This window comes from Dyadobacter sp. CY312 (assembly GCF_021390535.1).
GTDB lineage: Bacteria > Bacteroidota > Bacteroidia > Cytophagales > Spirosomataceae > Dyadobacter.
Genome location: NZ_JAJUXG010000003.1, coordinates 146,181 through 170,347, shown reverse-complemented (window position 1 = coordinate 170,347; position 24,167 = coordinate 146,181). Strand labels below are relative to the sequence as shown.

Annotated in this window: 20 protein-coding genes; 15 read left to right on the top strand and 5 right to left on the bottom strand. The window is 41.7% G+C overall.

The window, feature by feature from the left end:
• Positions 1 to 91: 91 nt before the first annotated feature.
• On the bottom strand, positions 92 to 736 hold the full coding sequence (locus LZG71_RS04870) for a histidine phosphatase family protein (RefSeq protein ID WP_233817570.1): 645 nt from the start codon (positions 734 to 736) through the stop codon (positions 92 to 94).
• A gap of 85 nt (positions 737 to 821) precedes the next feature.
• On the opposite strand from LZG71_RS04870, the gene LZG71_RS04865 reads away from it, so the two are divergent.
• From LZG71_RS04865 to LZG71_RS04815, 11 genes are all read left to right on the top strand, one after another.
• On the top strand, positions 822 to 1,247 hold the full coding sequence (locus LZG71_RS04865; RefSeq protein WP_233817568.1) for a hotdog fold thioesterase: 426 nt from the start codon (positions 822 to 824) through the stop codon (positions 1,245 to 1,247).
• Between the two features lie 60 nt (positions 1,248 to 1,307).
• Positions 1,308 to 2,549 (top strand): chorismate-binding protein, encoded by a 1,242-nt coding sequence (locus LZG71_RS04860; protein ID WP_233817566.1) that lies wholly within the window; start codon positions 1,308 to 1,310, stop codon positions 2,547 to 2,549.
• Between the two features lie 154 nt (positions 2,550 to 2,703).
• Entirely contained in the window at positions 2,704 to 3,807 is a 1,104-nt protein-coding gene (locus tag LZG71_RS04855) for an efflux RND transporter periplasmic adaptor subunit (protein ID WP_233817564.1), read from the top strand.
• A 36-nt stretch (positions 3,808 to 3,843) separates the two neighbouring features.
• Positions 3,844 to 6,936, top strand: coding sequence for an efflux RND transporter permease subunit (locus LZG71_RS04850; protein ID WP_233817562.1), 3,093 nt, complete (start codon positions 3,844 to 3,846; stop codon positions 6,934 to 6,936).
• 61 nt (positions 6,937 to 6,997) lie between these two features.
• The gene (locus tag LZG71_RS04845; protein ID WP_233817560.1) at positions 6,998 to 8,329 is read left to right on the top strand and encodes a TolC family protein; all 1,332 of its coding nucleotides are present in this window, start codon (positions 6,998 to 7,000) and stop codon (positions 8,327 to 8,329) included.
• 297 nt (positions 8,330 to 8,626) lie between these two features.
• Complete coding sequence (locus tag LZG71_RS04840) at positions 8,627 to 9,778, top strand: glycosyltransferase family 4 protein (protein WP_233817558.1); 1,152 nt, start codon at positions 8,627 to 8,629, stop codon at positions 9,776 to 9,778.
• Positions 9,779 to 9,784: 6 nt separating this feature from the next.
• Positions 9,785 to 10,771: an NAD(P)-dependent oxidoreductase gene (locus LZG71_RS04835; RefSeq protein ID WP_233817556.1), complete on the top strand. Its 987-nt coding sequence runs from the start codon at positions 9,785 to 9,787 to the stop codon at positions 10,769 to 10,771.
• Positions 10,758 to 11,918: a LegC family aminotransferase gene (locus LZG71_RS04830; protein ID WP_233817554.1), complete on the top strand. Its 1,161-nt coding sequence runs from the start codon at positions 10,758 to 10,760 to the stop codon at positions 11,916 to 11,918. The genes LZG71_RS04835 and LZG71_RS04830 overlap by 14 nt, the downstream gene beginning before the upstream one ends.
• A gap of 34 nt (positions 11,919 to 11,952) precedes the next feature.
• Positions 11,953 to 12,687: a sugar phosphate nucleotidyltransferase gene (locus tag LZG71_RS04825; RefSeq protein ID WP_233817552.1), complete on the top strand. Its 735-nt coding sequence runs from the start codon at positions 11,953 to 11,955 to the stop codon at positions 12,685 to 12,687.
• A 174-nt stretch (positions 12,688 to 12,861) separates the two neighbouring features.
• Positions 12,862 to 15,264, top strand: coding sequence for an outer membrane beta-barrel family protein (locus LZG71_RS04820; RefSeq protein ID WP_233817550.1), 2,403 nt, complete (start codon positions 12,862 to 12,864; stop codon positions 15,262 to 15,264).
• Positions 15,265 to 15,313: 49 nt separating this feature from the next.
• On the top strand, positions 15,314 to 16,144 hold the full coding sequence (locus LZG71_RS04815; protein WP_233817548.1) for a S1 RNA-binding domain-containing protein: 831 nt from the start codon (positions 15,314 to 15,316) through the stop codon (positions 16,142 to 16,144).
• Positions 16,145 to 16,222: 78 nt separating this feature from the next.
• Here LZG71_RS04815 and LZG71_RS04810 read toward each other — a convergent pair whose 3' ends face one another.
• Both LZG71_RS04810 and LZG71_RS04805 read right to left on the bottom strand, forming a co-directional pair.
• Complete coding sequence (locus LZG71_RS04810) at positions 16,223 to 17,494, bottom strand: amidohydrolase family protein (RefSeq protein ID WP_233818336.1); 1,272 nt, start codon at positions 17,492 to 17,494, stop codon at positions 16,223 to 16,225.
• A gap of 89 nt (positions 17,495 to 17,583) precedes the next feature.
• Positions 17,584 to 20,607 carry an amidohydrolase family protein gene (locus LZG71_RS04805; protein WP_233817546.1) on the bottom strand — a complete coding sequence of 1,008 codons (3,024 nt, stop codon included), beginning with the start codon at positions 20,605 to 20,607 and terminating at the stop codon, positions 17,584 to 17,586.
• Between the two features lie 176 nt (positions 20,608 to 20,783).
• On the opposite strand from LZG71_RS04805, the gene LZG71_RS04800 reads away from it, so the two are divergent.
• The 4 genes from LZG71_RS04800 to LZG71_RS04785 all read left to right on the top strand — a co-directional run bounded on the left by LZG71_RS04800 (position 20,784) and on the right by LZG71_RS04785 (position 23,086).
• The gene (locus LZG71_RS04800) at positions 20,784 to 21,071 is read left to right on the top strand and encodes a hypothetical protein (RefSeq protein WP_233817545.1); all 288 of its coding nucleotides are present in this window, start codon (positions 20,784 to 20,786) and stop codon (positions 21,069 to 21,071) included.
• A gap of 128 nt (positions 21,072 to 21,199) precedes the next feature.
• Complete coding sequence (locus tag LZG71_RS04795; protein WP_233817543.1) at positions 21,200 to 21,832, top strand: SatD family protein; 633 nt, start codon at positions 21,200 to 21,202, stop codon at positions 21,830 to 21,832.
• Positions 21,829 to 22,575, top strand: a complete 747-nt coding sequence (locus tag LZG71_RS04790; protein ID WP_233817541.1) for a DUF3307 domain-containing protein — start codon at positions 21,829 to 21,831, stop codon at positions 22,573 to 22,575. The genes LZG71_RS04795 and LZG71_RS04790 overlap by 4 nt, the downstream gene beginning before the upstream one ends.
• A 157-nt stretch (positions 22,576 to 22,732) precedes the next feature.
• Entirely contained in the window at positions 22,733 to 23,086 is a 354-nt protein-coding gene (locus LZG71_RS04785; RefSeq protein WP_233817539.1) for a DUF4890 domain-containing protein, read from the top strand.
• A 100-nt stretch (positions 23,087 to 23,186) separates the two neighbouring features.
• Here the strand turns inward: LZG71_RS04785 and LZG71_RS04780 are convergent, their stop codons facing one another.
• Both LZG71_RS04780 and LZG71_RS04775 read right to left on the bottom strand, forming a co-directional pair.
• Positions 23,187 to 23,657 carry a hypothetical protein gene (locus LZG71_RS04780; protein ID WP_233817537.1) on the bottom strand — a complete coding sequence of 157 codons (471 nt, stop codon included), beginning with the start codon at positions 23,655 to 23,657 and terminating at the stop codon, positions 23,187 to 23,189.
• 279 nt (positions 23,658 to 23,936) lie between these two features.
• Complete coding sequence (locus LZG71_RS04775) at positions 23,937 to 24,164, bottom strand: hypothetical protein (RefSeq protein WP_233817535.1); 228 nt, start codon at positions 24,162 to 24,164, stop codon at positions 23,937 to 23,939.
• Between the last annotated feature and the right edge of the window lie 3 nt (positions 24,165 to 24,167).

Here is a 24,167-nt window from a genome sequence, read left to right as displayed (position 1 = left end):
ATTGTACCACGGTTAAGCCACAAAAGTAGGAAGGCGGCACTCAGTTGTGATTATAAATACACCAATGGAATCGCCCCTACATAAGCGGTATTTAAACGGTTTGAGGGATTTCCAGTGAAAGCAGGTGCGTTATATCGTTCGCAAGCTCCAATTCAAACAGGCCTGTTTCGTAAGAATAATTGATTTTGTACAAACAAAGGTTGCTATGTCCGTAATCATCCATTTTAACCAAAGGTTCTTTGAAAAGGGTCGTTAGTAACACCCTCATTGCCCGGCCATGCATGGCAACCAGAATGTTTCTCTCATGCGGTCGTGACAAGATGGTCTCGATCACCGGAAACTGACGGTCCCGAACCTGTACAGGGCTTTCTCCTTCTTCGGAAGCAAGCTCCACATTGCCGTTTTTCCACGCCTGTGTCAGTTCACGGTAGTAATTGTTATCTCCGGTATTGGGCTCACGTCCTTCTCTCACCCCCCACGAAATTTCGTTCAGTCCTGCATAACTCTCATGAGCAATACCCTGGTTGATGAACCCGCGAACCGTTTGATGCGTTCGTTGTAAATCGGAGGTATATATTTTATCAAAAGGAACATGCTGGTAAGCATTGAAAAAGGCGGTGGCCTGTGCTTCGCCCCACTCATTGAGAGGAGAGTTGACACCACTTCCCTGAACAACGCCCTTGCGATTCAAATCTGTTTCGCCGTGACGGATGAGGTAGATAGACTTTCTTTTCAAAGTAATTGTATTATTTAAATATTATTTTTTTAAATACCTTGTTTTTGATTATTGTAGCCAGTACAAATTTATACATTTTTTAGATATGTTTACAACTTCCGTTACACTTGACGCACTGCACAAGATGAGTGCTAACACAATTGCGAATCACTTGGGTATTGAGTTTACTGAAATTGGAGAGGACTATATTGTTGCACGCATGCCGGTAGACCAGCGCACACATCAGCCTTTTGGAATTTTACATGGTGGTGCATCCGTGGTTTTGGCCGAGACGTTGGGCAGTATCGCATCGTTTCTTTGTGTTAAGGATCCTGCAAAACAACATGCCGTTGGTTTGGAAATTAATGCCAATCACATTCGTTCTGTTAAAGCAGGTTTTGTCTACGGAAAAGTTACGCCAATTCATGTAGGACGGTCCACCCAGGTTTGGGATATCAGGATCACAAATGAAGAAAATAAACTGGTTTGTATCAGCAGACTTACGTGCGCTATTGTGGATGCGAACCGTTAAGGCTAATTTGCAAGAATTTTAGTAAAAACACAGTGACAATAAAGATTACAACAAACTGAAATGGTTTCAATTCAAACAGAATCCGGGCTCTCCGTTTTTGAAGGATTGCAGGTGGAAGATTTGTGGCAGGCTTCTAAAAAACTCGGGTTCCCTTCTGCGATGTGGAAATTGCCGCATACCAGTGAGATTAAACTTTTGATTTCCATACAACAAGGTGTTTCCAGAGTTTATCCGGACCTGGAAAAACTGCCTTCCGGATTTATGATTGCTCCCTTTGTTTGGGAAGAAAACGACCAGGTACTTTTTATGGAAGGCGACATCATTGTCACTTCAAGAGAAGAGAAGGTTGTCGATGTGAAAAATGGCCTGGGAGAGGAGCATCCCGAAGTGAAGCGATTGCTGTATACTGCCGGTTCAAAATCAAAAAAGCAACAGGATCAGCCAGTTACATATGCAGCGCTTGGCGGAAATGTACTGACCAACGAGAATTCAAAGGAAAGATACAAGCGCACGGTGGAGCTCGCTGTTGCGGCTATCAACCGGAAGGAGTTTAAGAAAGTGGTATTGTCGCGTACCAAAGAAATTGCTTTGAATGAGGACTTTCAACCAGCGATTGCTTTTCATAAACTGGTTAAAACCTATCCCCATGCGTTTGTGTCGCTCGTCAATTTGCCGGAACAAAATGAATTGTGGCTGGGTGCAAGTCCCGAAACCCTGGTGAAACAGAAAGCCGAAGGAACGTTCAGTACGATGTCGCTCGCCGGGACACAGCGGGCCTATAATGCGCAAGACGAAATTATCCCCAAATATGATATCAGATGGGGGCAAAAGGAAATCGAGGAGCATGCTTTGGTAAGCCGGTATATTGTTGAATGTTTTAAGAAAATTCGTCTCCGGGAGTATCTGGAAACAGGCCCTAAAACGGTTTTGGCAGGAAATGTATACCATCTTCGCACAGAATTTGACGTGGATACCATTTCATTGAATTTTCCGGAACTGGCTACCACAATGCTCAAACTACTACATCCTACATCGGCAATATGTGGTGAACCCAAACTACCAAGTCTTCAATTTTTGAGTAAGGTGGAAGGTTACGATCGTTCATTTTACAGCGGGTTCCTTGGGCCGGTGCAGGTAGAGGGGCAATCAGATATTTTCGTGAATCTCAGGACGGTACGGCTAAAAGAAGGTGTGGCTACGTTATATGCCGGAGCAGGAATAACGGAGGACTCCGTACCTGAACATGAATGGGAAGAAACTGAACTGAAATGCAATACACTGCTCGACGTAATAGGCGGGTAATTGTAAATTATTTTTGCGAAAGATTAAACTAATATTAGCAAAAGATCGAATCACTTTGGATTATTATATAATTTTAAAAATTGTTTGGATTGAACAATAATATTTGCCTAAACCAGCCCTTTTACCTAATAAGCTCCGGAAACGAATAACTTTTATGAATTATAAGTACACCTGGTCTGCAAGTGCAGGCAACCGAAGACTAACCCCTTATCTCTCATTACTATTAATTACAGGTACGCTGCTCTTTTTATCTTCCTGCAAGGAAAAGAAAAACACATTTGAACAAAAAAAAGGGAATAGCCCTACGACGGTGGACGTCATGATTGCCAAAGCTGAAAATATTGGAAATCAGGTTGAGGTCAATGGTAGTGTGGTGGCCAGTGAATTTGCTGAGCTACGTCCTGAGGTGAGTGGTTTATTGACATTTCTAAGTGTGCCGGAAGGAGCTTTGGTACAAAAAGGCACGGTTGTGGCTCGTGTGAATAGTGCTGATCTGGAGGCTCAGGTAAGCAAGCTTAAAGTGCAGCTTGAACTGGCTGAAACGACAGAAAAAAGATTAAAGCAACTGATTGACATCAATGGAGTCAATCAGGCTGATTATGATATAGCGATCAATACTGTGAATGGCTTAAAAGCCGATATTCAATATACCCAGACATTGATCGACAAAACGGTTGTTCGTGCACCTTTTACAGGAATTATCGGTCTCAGAAGAGTAAGTGCAGGTTCGTATGTAACACCTTCCAATGTGATTGCTACTATTCAGCAGCTATCACAACTGAGAATTGATTTTACCGTCCCGGAATCGTATCAAAATTATGTTCCAAAGGGAAGTAATGTTCAGGTATTGCTTGATCAGAACACGGGAAAGAGGTTGTCGGCAAGAATCATTGCCTCTGAACCGCAGGTAAATCAGAGTACCAGAAACTTAACTGTGAGAGCTGTGCTTAATGGAGGGACTGCAACTCCGGGTTCTTTTGTGAAAGTGTATCTCAATGAAGGTGCAGAAAAAAGCAGCATACTTATTCCTGCAAACTGTATCATTCCGGAAGCAAAAAGCAAAAAGGTTGTTTTGGTGAAAAACGGCAAAGCGATGTTTGTGAATGTGGAAACCGGTTCCCGTCAGGAGGAGTACATAGAAATAATAAAGGGGTTAAGTGTGGGGGATTCTGTTGTGGTTTCAGGAGTCCTGTTTGCCCGCCAGGATGCGCCTGTTACTGTGAGAAGTGTGAGAGACGTAAAAGTTGTATCTAAGTAGTCGTCCCGGAATAACCTATCCCTTGAAATCATCCTTATGAATATTTCGGAATTATCACTAAACCGGCCTGTTCTCGCCGTAGTAATGAACCTGCTCATCATCTTGTTTGGTGTGGTGGGTTACAGCTTTCTCTCTCTTCGTGATTACCCTGCGATTGACCCGCCGATTGTAAACGTACGAACAAGCTATGTTGGTGCGAATGCAGACATCATCGAAAGCCAGATTACAGAACCCCTTGAAAAAAGTATTAACGGGATTCCTGGTATCAAAACCATCAGTTCTTCGAGCCAGGTTGGTACGAGTAACATCACTGTTGAGTTTAACCTTGAAGCGGATCTCGAAGCTGCTGCAAATGATGTTAGAGATAAAGTAAGTCAGGCGCAACGCAACCTTCCGCAGGATATTGATGCTCCGCCAGTTGTAAGTAAGGCGGATGCCAATGGTGATTTTATTCTGCTTCTGGCAGTGCAAAGTCCTTCTAAAGGTATTTTGGAGTTGAGTGAGTATGCAGAAAATGTACTTCAGCAAAGTTTGCAGACGATTGATGGTGTAAGTGCGATCAATATTTTCGGGCAAAAGAAATATGCGATGCGCATATGGCTGGATGCTGATAAAATGAGTGCCTACAATATCTCATTCAACGACATCAGCAATACGTTAAGCGCGGAGAATGTGGAATTGCCGGCAGGGAAAATTTACGGTAGCAACACGGAACTCACGATCCGGACAATGGGTCGGCTTACGTCGGAGAAGGAGTTTTCTGACCTTGTAATTAAAAACGACAGCACTGGTATTGTTCGACTTTCCAATGTTGCCAAAGTGGAACTTGGTCCTGAAAATGAAGAACAAAGCTGGAAATACAATGGTGTTCTTGCAGTTGGTTTGGCCGTAATTCCACAGCCGGGCGCCAACTATGTGAACATTTCGGAAGAGTTCAACAAACGTTTGGAGGAAATTCAGAAATCCAATAAATCGGATATCACTTTCAGCGTCCTGATCGACAACACACGTCTCGTTCGCCAGTCCATCGAAGAGGTTGAAGAAACCCTTATCATCTCATTCGGATTGGTTGTAATTGTAATTCTGTTCTTCTTTAGAAACCTATTGGTTGCTGTAAGGCCATTGATCGATATTCCTATTTCGCTTGTTGCGACGTTTTTTGTCATGTACATGTGCGGGTTTTCGATTAACATTTTGACGTTGTTGGGAATTGTACTGGCAACAGGGCTTGTGGTGGATGATGGTATTGTGGTCACGGAAAATATATTCAGGAAACTGGAAAGCGGGCTCAATATCAGGCAGGCTGCGCTGGAAGGAAGTAAGGAAATTTTCTTCGCGGTTATTTCTACATCGCTTACGCTGGCGGTTGTGTTTCTGCCGGTTATTTTCCTTGAAGGTTTTGTAGGTAGTCTTTTCCGTGAATTCGGGATTGTGGTAGCTTCTGCGGTATTGATATCTGCATTTGTATCACTTACAATTACGCCGGTTCTTAACGTAGTTCTGAACAGAAAGGATTCTGGCCACGGGTGGTTTTACAACAAAACGGAACCATTTTTTACCGGAATGGAAGACGGATATCACCGTATGCTTAAAGCTTTTATGAGCGTAAGGTGGGCTGCCTGGGTAGTTGTTTTGGCCTGTGGAGTCCTTATCTATTTTACTTACACCAATCTGCAAAGTGAATTGGCACCTATGGAAGACCGGAACAGTATCCGCCTTACCATGACTGCACCAGAAGGAACCAGTTTTGATCAGATGCAGGATATTTCCAATGAGGTCGTTGATTATCTCAACGACTCCATTCCTGAAAAAGCGTTTACATTTTCATCTACGCCTGGTTTCGGTGGTTCGGGAGTGAATAGCGGTATGGGGCGCGTTGGTCTTGTTCCCGCCGATCAGCGGATCAGAAGCCAGAACGACATTGCCATGGCGATCAATAAAAAGTTGCCTGAGTTTAACAACGCCAGGATTTTCGCAACACAGGAACAAACCATTGCGGTAGGTTCCGGGTCAAGAGGCGGTTTGCCTGTTCAGTTTGTATTGCAAAATCTTGATTTCGAAAAAATATCAGAGGTTCTTCCGAAGTTTTTAGAAGAAGCGCGTAAAGATCCGACATTCCAAAATGTTGACGCGAACTTAAAGTTCAACAAACCGGAAGTTCGTCTTACTATTGACAGGCTTAAAGCAAAGGATCTTGGACTTTCCACCACAGATGTGGCCGCTACCATTCAATCGGCTTTCAGTGGAAGGCGTTTGGCCTATTTCATTATGAATGGCCAGCAGTATCAGGTAATAGGTCAGGTGGAACGTTCGGAAAGAAGCACACCAGCTGATATCTCGAAACTTTATGTGCGAAATAACCGTGGCGAAAACATTCCGCTTACTGCTATTGTGAAAATGGAAGAAGAGAGTGGACCACCTACGCTTTATCACTACAACCGCTACAAAAGTGCAACGGTTTCGGCATCATTGGTGGAGGGAAAAACGATTGGTGATGGTGTGGTTGCCATGCAGGCCATTGCTAACAAATTGCTTGATGAAACCTTCCAGACTTCTCTGACTGGTCCGTCACGTGACTTCCAAGAAAGTTCTTCCAATACAAGTTTTGCATTTGGACTTGCATTGCTTTTGGTTTACCTGGTTTTGGCAGGTCAGTTTGAAAGTTTTACGGATCCATTCATTATCATGATCACGGTACCACTTGCATTGGCAGGAGCACTTTTGAGTCTATATATTTTCAATCTTACGATCAATATCTTCTCGCAAATCGGGATGATCATGTTGATTGGGCTTGTAACCAAAAACGGTATTCTTATTGTGGAATTTGCCAACCAGAAAAGGGAGCATGAGGGTATGCAGCGTATGGAAGCGGTAGTGGAATCTGCAACGCAACGTCTTCGTCCTATTCTAATGACGAGTCTTGCTACCGCATTTGGTGCACTTCCTATTGCGATGAGTCTTGGAGCAGCGGCAACGAGTCGGGTTCCACTGGGTGTAGTTATCGTAGGTGGGTTAACCTTCTCGCTCATTCTGACTCTGTTTGTGATACCAGCTGTTTACACTTTTATTTCGCCCAAACTGAATAAGAAAACAGAGCAGCAGAAACTGGCAGAGGAAATGGCTGTTTAGTCTTTCTCTACTACACATTCCTAAACAAGATATTTTTTAATATTTCAACATTTGGTTTTGCATGAACCCACTCAAAATTTCGGATTATTTAGCTAAAATATTTATTGTATCAATATTGGTTTCGGCCAATGCGTTCAGCCAGCAAACTGGTGATAGTTTGCGTATTACCCTGGATGAAGCCATTGCCATTGCGTTGAAAAACACGTACGAGATACAGATCGCTAAAAACAATGTGGAAGCCAATACCATACTCAATAATTATGGTATTGCGGGTGGTTTGCCTGTAATTGCCGGAACATTATCCAATACGGAACAAATTACAAATGTAAATCAAAAGCTGAATACCGGCGTGGAAATCAGCCGGAAAGGTGCGATGGGGAACAATACCCAGGCGGGGATTTCTGCGGGAATTTTGCTGTATAACGGTAACCGGGTTGTTTCTACAAAAAAGAGATTGGCCGAGCTGCAATACCAAAGTGTTGAATTGCTGAATTCTCAGATTCAGAACACCATTGCAGACGTGATGACCAGCTATTACGATGTGGTGCGCCAGCTAAGTTATGTGAACACACTGATCACTTCCATTGCTGCTTCTCAACAAAGGCTTGATATTTTGGAGGTGAGAAAGGCCGCGGGAATGGCAAACAATGCCGACATTTTTCAGGCGCAAATAGATTTGAATACATTGAACCAAACTTTGCAGGATCAGAGAATGGTGGCAGGAGTTGCCAAAACTGAGTTGTTGAGATTGTTAACACTTGATATAAAGTCGGTGTTGGCAATCAGAGATACCATCACTGTCGATCAGGATGTACAGCTCAATAATATTCTTGACAGGCTTAACGTAAATGCTGACGTAAAAGCTGCGGATCACCAGATTAGGATCAACCAGCTTATTGTAAAAGAAACGGCCGCGTTACGCTACCCGACGATCCGTTTGAACACCGCTTATAATTATTCAAGAAACCAGAGTGGAGCGGGGCTAACATTGCTCAATCAATCATCAGGACCCAACGCAGGTCTTTCTGTTGCCGTTCCTATTTACAACGGAGGAATTTTCAAACGTCAGCATAAAGTAGCTGAAATTAATACCACCAACGCAAGAATTCAAAAAGATGTGATTCTGCGCGATTACAGCGCAGACGTTGTAAAAATGTACGAAACTTACAGAAGCTCTTTACAGCAATTGGAAATACAGAAAGAAAGCTACAATCTCAGCAAGCAACTTCTTGATCTGACCTTGCAACGTTTCAAACTGATCCAGGCGACTATTATTGATGTACGGGAAGCTCAGCGCAGTTTTGAGGATGCCGGTTACCGTATGATCAACATAAATTACGCTGCAAAAGCCGCCGAAATTCAGTTGAAACGGTTAGGTAATACGTTGGAATAGTTGAAGAGGTTTTGTATGTGAGTGGCTTTAAAATAAAACTAGAATTAACTATCTTTTCGAACGTAATTTAATTGATCCTAAAAAATATTTAGAAGCAAATAATTGGTTATTTAATTACATTGCATTTTCATGTCTACCCTCTTAAAATGCAGTTAGTTGATTTTTTTGTACTAAATAAGGATCTGAAGAATTGCTTTTCTTTACAATATCCTCACTATCAAAAATACACAGCTCACTTAGGTACGGCAGAAATAGAATTTTACTGTAAGATTCAATCTATACCGAATTCGTGAGTAAATGAAAATCCTCGCAATACATAACATCCTCTGGTCACATTACAAGGCGAGAATTTTTTGTGGTATTCACGAAAAGTTAGCCGAAAAGGAAATCGATTTTTTCGTCCTTCAACTTGCTTACAGTGAGAGAAGCCGTTTGGCTTTAAAAACTGATTTAAGCGTACATAAATATCCCTACAAAGTTTTATTTCCTGACAAGGCGATTGAGGATATCAGCTTACTTGGAAAAGTTTTCAAAGTTCTTACTGAGGTCAAAAATTACAAACCTGATATCATTTACTTAAATGGATATTATGATTTGGCTTATTGGTTCGTTCTGCTTTATTGCAAATTGACCCGAACAAGGCTAATCATCGATTTTGAAAGTAATGAGATAAGCAGACAAAGAGTTCCTTGGAAAGAATTTCTAAAGAAGATCTTTCTAAGTGGCTGTGATGGTTTGGTTTGTTTGGGCACAAAAGCCGCCGAATATGCTCGGAAACTTGGAGTGGAACCAGCTAAAATATTGAGTGTTAAGAATGTTGGCGTTGATAATGACGCCCTCCTTGAAATATATAAGAAAGAATTCCAATTGCGAAACCAGAGGAAATTAGAGATGGGGTTACCCACATTTAATTTCGTTTATGCGGGAAGATTTGTACAACGCAAAAATCTTGATGAGCTGATAAGCGCATTTGATACGGCTCAAAAGACGACTAAACATGGTTCTGAATGGGGGCTGATTTTGAGTGGAGAGGGGGAGGAGAAGCCACTCTTAGTTAACAAGATATCTGTTTTAAATAATTCCTCAATATTTTTCATGGAACCTTGTGAGTGGTATGAGGTGCCAATAAGATATACCTTGGGTGATGTTGCAGTACTGCCTAGTTTATTTGAACCGTTTGGTTTCGTAACAAACGAGGCACTGGTATATTCAATGCCAGTTCTTGTTTCTGAGCGTTGTGGAAGCGCCGAGGACTTAGTCATAGATGATTATAACGGATTTAAATTTAATCCTTATGATAAAAATGACCTGTTGAATAAGCTTATAGTAATAATGAATAACACACATAAGCATAAAGAGTGGGGTGCAAATGGAAAGAAAATTATCGATGAATGGTCGCCGGATATAATCGTTAATGAGCTTGTCGAATCATTTTTAAATATAAAATAAAGTTTCATGGGAGAGTTTTACAACAAAAAGGTTTTGGTTACTGGTGGAGCCGGATATATTGGCTCTGAATTGGTGAAAAACCTGCTTGCCGATGGTTTTCGTGTAGTAGTCTTGGATAACCTTTCTTTTGGGGGTGAATCCATGCTCGGCTTTTGGGGACATTCAAATTTTGAATTTATAAAAGGAGATCTCTTAAACGAAGAAGATGTCAAAAAGGCATTGACAGGTGTTGATTTTGTGTGTCATTTAGCCGCAATAGTAGGAGAGCCTCCATGCAAAAAATATCCCGAGTTAACTGTGAAAGTTAACTGGGAAGCTTCTGTACGCCTTTATGAGCTGTGTGAAGAGGCGAAAATTGAGAAATTTGTATTTGCTTCCACTTGTAGCAATTATGGTATAATGCCGGATTCGTCAAAATTATTGGAAGAATCTGATGAGCTTAATCCTATATCACTGTATTCGGAAACCAAAGTGAATTTTGAGAAGTACCTCTTGGGTTTGAAGGATAGCAACATTACAAGGGTGATCCTGAGATTTTCGACGGTATACGGCGTCTCTCCGAGGTTGAGATTTGACTTAACCGTCAATGAATTTACACGTGATGCAGCATTATCACAACCACTGGTAATTTATGGGGAGAACTTCTGGCGGCCATATTGCCATGTTTCTGATTTAGCCAACTCTGTAAAGCTTGCACTCATTACTGATAAGCTGATTACTGCTAATCAGGCCTTTAATGTAGGTGATTCGACGCAAAATTACACGAAGAAGATGTTAATGGAAGAGATATCGAAGGTGATTCCAAGTCTTGTAGTGAATTACCATCATGTGGTTACTGATCCGAGAGACTACAAGGTGAACTTTGACAAAATAAGGGATGTGATGGGTTTTAAAATAACTAAAACAGTTCCACAAGGTATCGGCGAAATTGCGAATCTTATACAAAACCAAGTTATCAGTCAACCATTGAGTTCGAAGTATGGAAATATCTAATCCGCAAACAATTGCTAATATTCCACTTTGTGAACCAAATCTCGCTGGTAACGAATCAAAGTATATTACGGAGGCTATTGCTTCGAACTGGCTTTCAGGGGGACGTTTTGTGAATTCATTTGAAGAACAATTATGTGAATTTACCAAAGTAAAGTATGCAGTTGGGGTTAGTAGTGGCACAACTGCTTTGCATATTTCTTTAATTATAGCTGGTGTTGAAGAAAACGATTTAGTTTTGGTCCCCAACCTAACGTTCGTAGCAACGGCTAATGCTGTTAAATATTTAAAAGCGGATCCAGTTCTTATTGATGTGGATCGAAATTCGTGGGTTCTGGATATAAATCTTATTCGTGAATTTCTTGAAACACAAAGTTTTGTGGAAGGTGATTCCTGCTTTCATAAATATACGAAGCGCAGAATCAAGGCGATTCTGCCCGTTCATTTACTTGGCAATATGTGCGACATGGGTGAACTGCTAACTTTGGCTGAGCAGTATCATCTTGTTGTAATTGAAGATGCGGCTTGCTCTTTGGGATCATTTCAAAACGGAAAACATTCTGGTACTTTTGGATTGATGGGAACGCTAAGCTTTAACAGTAATAAAATCATTACAACAGGAGGTGGAGGTGCTATACTTACTAACAATGAAGATGTTGCTAAAAGAGCGAGGTTTCTTATTACTCAGGCCAAAAGTCCGGGTATAGAATATTTGCATACGGATGTAGGATATAATTACAGGCTGGTCAATCCACTTGCGGCGATAGGTGCGGCTCAGATGGAGCAGTTAAATCATTTCATTTTATCAAAGAAAAAATCGAAGGAATTTTATTGTGAAAGCTTGAATCTGACATCTGAGCAGATTCAGAATGTCACGATTAATACCGATTCGAATTTTTGGCATTTTGTGATGCTACACGAAAGAAGCAGGGAGTTGATCAAATACCTTTCTCAGCAAAACATAGAAACCAGACCCGTATGGTTGCCAATTAATGAATTACCGGTTTTTAAGAATGATATCTACATTCATACTCATAATTGTTCAAAACAAATATCTGATTTGGGAATTATGCTGCCATGCTCTACCTCGATTACTGAAATGGATTTGAATAGAGTATGTAGCTTTATCACTAAGTTCAACCAGATCTAGCTATAAAACACTTCACAACTTAGATATGAATATAATGCCGAAAATTCCCTCTTTAATAAATAATGTTAATGTTGTTATTATGGCCGGAGGGAAAGGGTCAAGACTAAAATCTATTACCGAAAATACCCCAAAAGCACTTGTTGAAATAGAGGGCAAGCCCGTAATTGTGTATCTCATTGAGCACTTAGCTTCATTTGGATGTACATCGTTACATATTTCGGTTGGACATATGGCCGACCAGATCATGGCATATCTTAAAAATGGAACGCAATTCGGACTAAATATCAATTATCTATGTGAGGATGTGCCACTTGGTAGTATTGGAGCTCTTGCTTTAAAGAGAGAATGGGATTACGATAATTTTCTTGTTATTAATGGTGATGTATTTACCAACTTTAATGTTAATGAATTTATTTCTTTTTTTCTTGCAAGGCAGGCTGATATGGCAATTTTAACCTCCTTGTTGGAGATGGAAGTTCCGTGGGGAGTAGTTAACATGAGCGAAGAGTTGGAAATTTTAAGTTTAGTGGAAAAACCAAAGTACCCAATTCGTGTAAGTGCTGGAATTTATCTCTTTAATAAAAAAATAGTTCATCTTCTTCCCAGTGGTATATCCAAAGAAGGGTGGCAGCTAGTACAGTTAGCGTTAACTAACGGACACAAAATAATTGGAATGCCATTGGAAAACTGTCATTGGGTTGATATAGGGACATATGAAACTCTTAATAAAGCCAGAGACATTGCTAGCATGAAGCAAATACAGCGATGAAGTACAACCAAGGATAGCTTCCAATGTTGAGTACATATTTTCGAAGCAGGGTTCGCCTCTTGACTAAAATTTCTAAAAAAGTTTTTAAACCTTTCCCTCGCTTTTCAGTCCAACACACTTATTTCTTCACTATCCTTCTAAAAAACGGATGTGGGGACAAAAAATAATTGCGTTATGAAAAGCCTGTTGCTACCCCTGACTTTAATATTTTCCTTTTGTAACCTGTATGCTCAACAGGAGCCAAATTCCGGATTTTCTATATCAGGAAAACTGGTTGATGGAGACAAAAATCCAGTTCTTTTTGCCAATGTAGCACTTTACACAGCTCAGGACTCTACACTTACAGGAGGACTCGCCTCCGACGAAAACGGACTTTTTAAGATTCCTGCTAATACCGGAAAATACTACCTAAAAATAACCTACCTCACGCTGGATGAGAAAATTGTCCCTGATGTAAATGTGGTCAATAGCGATCTGGATCTGGGTGTAATTTTACTAAAATCCAACTCAAAAGTGTTGGAGGAGGTAGTCGTGAAAGGTGAAAAAAGCCAGATGGAATTGCAGCTCGACAAGCGTGTTTTCAATGTTGGAAAGGATCTGAGCAATATTGGGAGTAATGCCTCTGACATTCTGAACAACATGCCTTCAGTTACTGTGGATGTTGAAGGCAATGTTGCGTTACGCGGAAGCCAGAATGTACGAATATTGATCGATGGAAAGCAGTCGGGTATGGTTGGACTGAATCCTGCGGACGCCTTACGCCAAATTCCGGGAGATCTGATCGAGAGTATTGAGATCATCACCAATCCATCGTCCAGATATGACGCTGAGGGAGAGGTTGGTATTCTGAATATTGTCATGAAGAAAAACATCAGATATGGACTGAACGGATCGTTTACAGGAACTGCCGGTTATCCTGCCAATTTTGGGGGATCATTTAATATCAATTATAGGAAAGAGAAAGTTAATCTCATTGCAAGTTACGGGCACATGTATCGGGAAGGTCCGGGTAGCGGTACTTCGCGCCAGGAATACAATAGCGCTGATACGAGCTTTGTATATGAGCAAAAAACGAACCGGAACCGCAGAGGTTATTCCAATAACTTCACAGTTGGAATGGACTACTTTCTTAATAAACACAACACGCTGACTGGTACACTGTCGTACAGAAAATCGCAGAACTCTAATAATTCCAAGCTCGAATACAGTGATTTTGATTTCAACAATAATCTGACAAGAACGGTAATCAGAACGGAGGACGAAAGTGAACCCCGAACCAATATCGAGGCAGCGCTTAGTTACCGTAAAACTTTTGAGAAAAATGGTCAGAATTTAAGTTTTGATGCGAAGTACATCATCAGCGATGAAACGGAAGCTTCCAAATACAACGAAACAACGGCCGGCGAGCTTGTCGGTTTGGGGCAGCGATCTTACAATACGGAGGATGAGAAAAACTGGCTGTTTCAACTCGACTACGTACATCCAATCGGAAAAAACGGAAAACTTGAAACAGGCTTAAAAAGCTCTATTCGGTTGTTAGACAACGACTTTTCTGTGCATCAGCAAAATGAACAACAGAACTGGGAAATCCTGACGGATTTTGATAACCGCCTGGCTTATGATGAAAAAATACATGCTGCTTACGTCATGGGGAGCAATCAGTTCGGTAAGGTTTTTATTCAGGGTGGATTAAGAGGAGAATACTCAGACATTTTAACGGAGCTCAAAAAAACGGAAGAAGTAAATCACCGGAAATATTTTAATCTGTTTCCAAGTCTGCATTTGTCTTACAAGCTGGAAGATGCGCAAACCATTCAGCTTAGTTACAGCTATCGGCTAAGCCGTCCGGGTTTCAGGGATTTACTGCCGTTTTCCAGTTTCAGCGATTCTCGGGTATTTAGGGCTGGGAATCCGTTGTTAAATCCTGAGTTTACGCACTCCTTTGAAGCCGGACATTTGCTCAATGCGGAAAAAGGATCGCTGCTTTCCAGTGTGTATTACCGTCACCGCTTGGGTGTTGTTGAGAACATTACAGTAGTCGATTCCACAGGTTTTACAAGAATTACACCAGTCAATTTATCGACGGGCGATTCTTACGGGATGGAATTCAACCTTACCTACGATCCTTTCAATTGGTGGAAATGGACTGCCAATGCCAACATTTTCAGGGCCATTAATCAGGGTGTTTACAATGATGAAATCCTGAAAAGTGATACTTATACATGGAATAGCCGGGTGTCTTCACGGGTGACTTTGTTTAAAAATATTGATTTTCAATCGTCTTTGAATTACCGCGCTCCCAGGAAAACAACGCAGGGTAGGGATCTTTCTCAATACTCGATTGATCTTGGGTTTTCGAGAGATATATTAAAAGGAAAAGGAACCGTAACAGCCAGTGTGCGGGATTTGATGAATTCAAGGAAGCAAAGACGTATCGTTGAAAATGCCGGATATTACTCGCAATCGGAATTCCAGTGGAGGGCTCGGCAGTTTATCGTCACGTTTTCTTACCGTTTAAATCGTTCGAAAGAAAAAGAACGTAGCGAGAGCAGAGACGACATGTCTGATGAGCAATGATTCTACGCCTTAAACTGCTACCTTTGCACCTGAACATAGCGGAATACAAATGCTTTTTATAGGAAAATATAATAACCTCACCATCGAGAGGTTAACCAGTGTCGGAATGTTTTTGAGTGATGTGGAGGGAGAAGAGGTTCTTTTGCCTAACCAATACCTCACCGACGAAATGCAGGTGGATGATACAATCCGGGTTTTTGTTTACCTGGATTCGGAAGACCGGCCAGTTGCTACAACCGAAACACCTAAAATTATTCGTAATGAATTCGCCAGTTTGCAGGTGAAAGATGTTTCAGAATATGGTGCATTCATGGACTGGGGGCTTATCAAAGATCTTTTTGTTCCGTTTCGCGAGCAAAGTGTTCCCATGCAGATTGGTGAATGGCATGTAGTGTTTCTATATCTGGATCAAAAGTCTTCCCGACTTATTGCATCTACCAAAATCGATCGTTTTCTTGAAAACGACCGTCTTAAAGTGGCAGAGGGAGATCAGGTTGATTTGCTTGTTTGGCAAAAAACAGATCTTGGTTACAATGCCATAGTCAATCAGTATCATAAAGGGCTGATCTATCACAATGAGGTTTTCAGAGATCTTAAACCGGGTGATTCGCTGAAAGGTTATATCAAGAAAATCAGACCTGAAAATAAGCTGGATATAAGTCTGCAAAAAACAGGTGGAGAGCATATTGAGCCGAGTGCTCAGCTTATATTGGAGGAGTTGAAAAAAGCAGACGGATTTTTGAATCTGTCGGACGGAAGCTCCCCGGAGGATATTTATAAAACACTTCAAATCAGTAAGAAGGTATTCAAAAAGGCAATTGGGGGATTATACAAGCAAGGTATCATCCGTATTGCTGATGAAGGGATATATCTGCTCTGATTGGGTAGACAATATAAAATGCAAAAGGCCTGTCCGGAATCTCCCGACAGGCCTTTTGCGTTTCAACAAAACTGGTACTTACTTTTTACCGTATTTATCTTTGTACTTTTCGTAAAGGCGTTTTTGTTTATCGTCAAGATTCACTTTTCCGCCTTTAATGAATACCATGGAAATATCGTTTCCGCGCATATCCAGAATGTCTCCTTCTGAAACAAGAAACGAGGCGTGTTTGCCTTTCTCCAAAGTTCCGATCAGCTTGTCGGCACCAATGATCTCAGCTGCGTTTTTCGTGATGAATTGCAGTGCTTCGTCAGAAGTTACATTTCCAAAGCCGGAAGATGTACCTGCAAGAAACGCCAGGTTACGTGTTCTCCACCATTCGTCGGCGTAGGTAACAGCAACTTTAACACCTGCTTTGTGAAGCAAACCAGGCAATTCGTATGGCAAATAAACATTTTCATCCACACGCCCAGGCAATCTGTGCGTTGGGTTTAAAACAACCGGTACCTGATTTTCTTTCAGGAATGCGGCTACTTTGTAGGACTCATCTCCACCAACGATCACCACTTTTTTCACTCCCGCTTCCTTTGCAAATTTGATAGCCTCGATAATGTCTTTGGCATAATCAGCACGGATATAAAGGTTCGTAGAACCATCAAATAATGGCTTCATAGCCGCCAATCGAAGGTTGACTGGTGATGGATTTGCGATGTCAGCATACGCCTTTGCATCAGCAAAAACAGCATTGAACTTGTCCAGAACTTCCTGACGTTTGTCATTCCTTTTCATGGTTACAGAAAAGTCTTCGAAGTTGAAGCTTCTTGCCAAAAATGCAGGCCAGTTAAGCCAGATACCATCGTCTTTTTTCAAAACCGCATCTTCCCAGTTCCATCCGTCTGTATAAAATACCGAAGATGAACCTGAAACGATTCCGCCCTGAGGTACTGCCTGAGAAAGCAATATGCCGTTTCCTCTCAGTGTAGGGATAACCTCAGAATCGGTATTGTAGGCAACCAAAGCACGAACGTGCGGATTGACGTCGCCTACTTCATTGAAATCCAGGGTTGCACGTACCGAAGCAATTTCCTGAATACCAACTGTTGTATTCAAGGAAATAATACCCGGGAAAATGTGCTTTCCTTTTACATCGATTACCTCAGCTCCGGTTGTGTTTCCCGAACCCGCAGGACCAACCTGCGTAATGATGCCTTTGTCAAATGCTAAAACTCCGTTTTCTATAACCTGCCCATTACCGGTGTGAATGGTGGCGCCAGTCAGTACGATCGGTTTGGTTTGAGGTAATGCCGGAGCCGGGTTTTGTGCATGGGCATGCTGTAATGAAAAAGCCATTAGCGCAGCAAACACAGCCCGGTTAAATATGTTATTTTTTTCTATTTTCATTTCTTTTAAAAATTTACTGTGTGACCGAATACTGGCGGCTATTTCTCCTCTCCATGTTCAGCGTGAACACCTACGATGTCTTCACAATGCCACATGCGCGGCTGCGAACCCTGTGGTTTCTGAGTTGGCTTACCGTCTGCCTTGTCGCTCAGCATTTTCTGGATCAGTTTTTCACGTTCTATAGCGATCGTTTTTTGTTTTTCCTCATCCTTCTTACGGTCGAAATAAACAGTTCCCTCTATCATCGTAAATTCAGGACGCGCGTAAACTGACAATGGGTTTGCGTTCCAAAGTACAAGATCCGCATCTTTACCAGCTTTCACACTTCCGAGTTTGTCATCTACATGAAGTAATTTGGCAGGATTAAGCGTTACCATTTTCCAGGCTTCTTCTTCCGGTACACCACCGTAGGTCACAGTTTTGGCTGCTTCCTGATTCAGTCTGCGTGCCATTTCAGCATCATCCGAGTTGATTGCTACTGTTACACCTTCGTGATACATCAGAGCCGCGTTGTAAGGAATCGCTTCCTTTACTTCCATTTTGTAAGCCCACCAGTCAGCGAAAGTAGAACCGCCAATGCCTCTTTTCGACATTTTGTCGGCCAGTTTGTAACCTTCCAGAATGTGGGTGAAAGTGTTGATTTTGAATTTCAGTGAATCAGCAACGCTCATCAGCATGTTAATTTCTGATTGTACGTATGAGTGACAAGTGATGAACCGCTCGTTTGCAATGATTTCTGCAAGTGCATCCAGCTCAATATCTCTGCGTGGAGCAACACCTGATTTCTTCGTATTGAAAGTTTTCCAGGCCTGAGCATATTCTTTTGCTCTGATGAAGTGATCATAAAATACCTGTTCAACACCCATTCTGGTTTGCGGGAAACGGACACGTGCCACATCGCCCCAGTTGGATTGTTTCACATTTTCTCCAAGAGCAAATTTGATGGTTTTCGATTCCGGAATCAGCATTTCTGACTGGTTTACTCCCCATTTCAGTTTGATCAACGCGCTTTGTCCACCGATGGAGTTGGCAGAGCCGTGCAACAAGTGAGAGGTTGTTACACCACCTGCAAGCTGGCGATAAATGTTTACATCGTCAGGGTTGATAACGTCGCTCATTCTCACCTCAGCCGAGCTGGTTTGTCCACCTTCATTCACTGAGAAAAGTGCAATGTGAGAGTGCTCATCTATGATTCCGTTGGTAAGGTGTTTTCCTGTTCCGTCAACAGTTTTGGCACCAGATGGAGCAGACAAGGATTTGCCGATTTTGGCAATTTTGCCATTCTGAATCAGTACGTCGGTATTTTGTAGGATACCTTCTTTTTCGTTGGTCCATACCGTGGCGTTTTTAATCAGAACGGTTTCGGCTTTTGGCAATTCTTCGTTACCGAAGCCAACAAACGGATACAGGATTTTCCCTGTTTCGGGTGTTTTTTTCGCAGCAGAATCTTTTGATGCAATCGCAGTGAATTTCTCTGAAAAAGTAGCTGTCCATGGCACAACATTACCATTTGGCAACACGCCTTCACCTTTTAGTCCGTTCCCTGCAAGCCAGCCTGTAAGACGGATGTTCTCCTGACGTTTTTTGTCTGGTTGGTAAGTCAGCGTCAATAGCTCATTTGTAAGAACAGCCTTTGGCGTAATTTTCACAGTGTCCTGCAAAATCACTTTGTACTCAGGTTTTTCAGGAGAACCAGTGATTTGCAATTTGCCTGTCTGCTGATTGTTGATCGATAACGAATACGTTCCGCGAAGATCAGGAGCATTCAACGGAGCCAAAACAAACTTTTTGCCTTGTACCCAGTTTTCGTAAATGACATTGTCTTTGCTGAACAGATCCGTAGAAGTGATCAGGAAATTGGCAACCAAACCAGCCTTAATGCTTCCCACTTGTCCGTCCGCTTTAATGATGCTGGCGGGAAGTGTAGTAAGTGCTTCAAGTGCTTTTTCTTTTGATAAACCATATTCGATTGCGGTTCTGATGTTTTTCCAGAAATCGTTTTTGCTCTTCAAACCTGCTGTTGTCAATGCAAAAGGGATAGCAGCTTTGGCAACTTCCGATGTGTTTTTAGGAGCAAGTTCCCAGTGTTTCAACTGCGTCAGACTGATCAGGTCCGCATCCCATGGATCAGCCACGTCGTATGCGTCCGGATATTGAAGTGGCAATATCAGCGTAGCTTTTGTAGCTTTCACTTCGTCAATACGTTGATATTCATCTCCTCCGCCGCGAATGATGTATTGCACGCCAAACTCATCACCGATTTTATCAGCTCTTAAAAGCGCGTATTTGTCATTTGTTTCAAAGAAAGAAGGCAATCCTTTCAATTGGTTGAATGCGTCAAGAGACAGGTTTTTCTCTTGCTTATTTCCTCCCTTTGCATACCAGTCAGCATCATAGTAGTTCTGGCGAAGCAAAGCTACCACACCCATTACAGATGACGGGTAAGTTTGGCTGGAAGTACCTTTGCTGAAAGAAAAATGCGACGAAGCTTTACCGTTCAGAATCGCTTTGTTTGGAGATTCGTCTGTTAAAGTTACCAGAGCTCCGCTACCTCTTACGATACCGTCGTGCGAATGGCTGAGTACTGTTCCGAAACCTATTTTCCGAAGATCCTCTGCTTTTTTAGCGTCTGGTGCAAATAAAGTAGTTGCATCATTTTCCGGTTGAATCGCCTGATTCCAGCCAAATGCTCCTTTTTTGTTGGATTCCAATTGTGGTGTAAGACGGCCACCACCAGCTCTTCGTTCTGTTTTTACTTCCGGCATTCCGTAGTCCGAATCCAGGTCGATCAGGGAAGGGTAGATGTATTTCCCTTTCAGATCAATTACTACGGTTCCGGTTGGGATTTTTACTTGTTTGCTCACTTCACGGATCATTCCGTTTTCGATGAGCAGGGTTCCGTTAAGGATTGTGGTTTTAGGATCCACTACAATGTTGGCATTGGTAAATGCGTAGCGTCCGGGGCGTTCGTCGTAAGCTCCGTTTCTCGGGAATGTTTCCTGTGCCTGTGCCAGTACACTCACACCCAGAAAAGCTACTAACGTTGATAATCGTTTAAGCATATGGTGTTGGTTTATTAAAAGAATCAGTCTTACAATATACGATGAAAAATAAAAAAAGAGGCGGCGTGTAAAAGCATTCGGCGGAACATACAATTGACCCGTGGAATTTTTATGTTCCTTTGTTTTTTCGCATCTTGTGACCCTTTATTTTGATCTGATTTTTTGAATTTAATATCATGACCTACGAACAATTTAACGATTCTCTTTCTCAGGATTCTCCGCCAGATGATCTGCCGGTTTTGCTAAAAGCGCTATGGTATGACGGAAAGGGGGATTGGGAGGAAGCCCACAACATTGCACAGAGCAGAGAAGGTACCAGGGATTATGATCACCTTCATGCGTATCTGCACAGGGTAGAAGGTGACACCTGGAATGCAGGTTATTGGTATCGTAGGGCAGGAGTGGAGGTTTTTAAAGGTTCTCTGAAAGAAGAATGGAAAACTTTGGTGCTCTCATTACTGTAATTCTCACCATGAATAGACATAAGTCATTTGGCTTATATTTATTATTTATAAGTCAAATGGCTTATAATTTAATTATATAAGGTTTTTGACTTATATTTGATCGTTATAAGGAGTTTTGCTTATTTATCATGCAAAGAAACGTTGCTGTGCTCACTGCCGATATGGTTAATTCTACTCTGTTTTCAAGAGAAGAAACCACATCCTGGCTCACTGAGCTTATTGATTCCCTGAAAAAAAATCCCGATTTTGACTGGATTTTGGAGCCGGAAATCTACCGGGGAGACAGCTTTCAATGTGTATTAAAAACGCCTGAAAACGTGTTGAGACTGGCTGTATTGGCAAGAGTGTTGCTGAGGAAACATTCCGACAAAACAGATTTGCGAATCGCAATTGGTATAGGGTCCGGCAATGAGCTTACCGACCGTGCCGGTACTTCCGATGGCGAGGCTTTCAGACTGTCGGGGCATTTGGCGGATAATATCAGAAAGCAAAAAGCAAGAATTGGTATTGCCATGTCCGTTCCATCGGATCCCATGAGCGCTACCCTGGATATTCTTGAAACGATAATCGGGAATTGGAGTCCGGCTCAGAGTGAAGTTGTGGCAGCACTTTTGCAAAATGAAAATGTAACCCAAATTTCTGAACGACTGTCCGTAAGTCAGCCGGCTATAAGTCAGCGACTTTCGGCTTCCAAATGGTGGGCAGTTGACCACTTTCTTTCAACTTTTCCCCAACATCTAGCACTATACATCAAACCATGACAGCTTTTCTCTTGCTTTTGCTCGCTCACGTACTTGCCGATTTTTATTGGCAACCCTCACATTGGGTCGCTGACAAGAAGGAAAAGTCATACAGGTCTAAATACCTATACATGCATGTGGGAGTTGTCGTGATTGCCTCTTACGTTTTTCTTGGACAATGGGCGAATCCTCTGCCAGCACTTGCAATAGGATTGGTCCATGGGATTATTGACGTGGTCAAGATAAAATTCGATAAAAAAGGAACCGCTGGCTGGTTCGTGGCTGATCAGGTTGCTCATGTCATTACTATCGCATTGACGGCCGTTGTATTAATAAGTACGATATCTCTCAGCCTCGACACATTTAAGACGTGGTTATACACACCTAAAACGCTCGCGCAATTAGCCGGCGCGTTATTGTGCCTTTCGCCCATTTCGTTTCTGGTTGGGATTTTAACCAGACCATGGCGGGATGAATTGGATAAGCTTGTGCCGGATGCAAACGACAACCTTGCCAATGCCGGCCGTTGGATTGGCATGTCGGAGCGGCTTTTGATATTTGTTTTTGTGGTTGTAAGCCAGTTTTCTGCAATCGGCTTTCTTATTGCTGCCAAATCCTTGTTGAGGTATAATGATAAAAATGCATCAGGAGAAGTTCCCCCTGCTTACATCAGCAAAAAGTCGGAATACGTTTTGGTAGGAACGCTCATGAGCTATACGTGTGCAATCGTCATTGCGATGGCAATAAAAATGTTTTACCAGTGAATTGGAAATCTGTATGAAAAAGGATGTTGTGTGGTACCCTGCTTGAATTTATAAACAGAAAGCCCATAGACGCAACTATTGAAAAATAATAATCCGTTGCATTAAACCTTTACGCCTGCGTTTTACTCTAAGCATGGTATTTAAACTTTAAAGAACCATGAAAAAAGTATTGATTGCACTCTTGCTCACATTTGTTGGCTTCACTTCATTCGCTCAGCGCCGGGACGACAACCGTACACCGGAGCAGAGAGCCGAGGCGCAAACGAAATCACTGACCGAAAGTTTGAAACTGACTGAGGATCAGCAAAAACAAGTATATGCCCTCAATCTTGACCGCATGAAACAAATGGCTGAAATGAGAAATAGCCAGGCACCGGACCGCGAAAAAATGAGAGCGTCTATGGAAGCTTATAATACAGAACTCTCCAAAGTTCTGACTCCTGAGCAACAGGAAACTTACAAGAAAGAAATGGAAGAGCGCCGTAGTCGTGGCAGGCAGAGGGGAAACTAATAAGTCAAAAGTACTTATAAAAGCAGGTCCGCAAAACTAAAAAACGGTAAGCTCTGAAAATCCAGAACTTACCGTTTTTTTTATGCTATTCCACAATTATCTACTCAGTTACCTGCGCTTTTTTGCGTCCACGTGGCTTACCTGTATATTCAGGTTTTGGAGCAGAACTTATTAATGTAAGTTCGTAACCAACCACACCTTCGCTATAATTGAATAGCTCAACAGAAAAAGTATATTTCGTATTTTCAAAATCAACACCGCCTTTTTTCAAAATAAGCGCCAGAGGTATCACATAGCCTCTTCCACTTTTTTCGAGAGCAAATGTACCATCCTGATCGTTAGCAGGTACAAGATATAGAGATTTTAATTTTCTCTTACCTTCCTGACTTCCGATTTGGAAATGAACAGATTCTCCTTCAATTCCAAGTTCCTGAAGTGTTGCCGTAGGGAATACCAGTTTACCTGTGGCAGAAATGTAACCAGTTGGTGCTGACTTAGATTTGGATTTCGCTTTCGAAGTCTCAGGAGAATTTTCCTGAGGTGTAAAAAATTTAATTGCCTTGTTTTTCATTTTATAGTTGTCCTGGTGGATTATTATTTATGCGAAATTAGTTTTTATTTTTTATTTTATAAGTTAGTGAATTATTTTAATTGCATTTTAACAACGATAATAATTGCCGAAAATATATAAAATGAAAAAATATCAGCATGTAACCATTATTATATTTTAGATGATATTGATTTGTATAATAGGGTTACTTTTGAATTAAATAGTGACAAACTATTTTACGAAGGAGTTCGCCTAATTAAAACCTGTAGTGCCAAACTGAGGAAGAGCGAAAGGCTTCAATTATAGGATAACCATTATATCCGCATTGGGATTTTTCTCTCGGTGGATATATTCCCACTCTACGATCGTATTTTCAGGGTACATGTTTAAAATATCTTCCGGATCTCCTCCCTTACCTGTTTCAACAAAAGCTTTTAACACATCGCGATATATTCCTTCCCGCGTATTTCCCGACTTATCGGTGAATCTCACTTCTTTGTGATCCGCAGGCATACTTATATTTTCCATGAT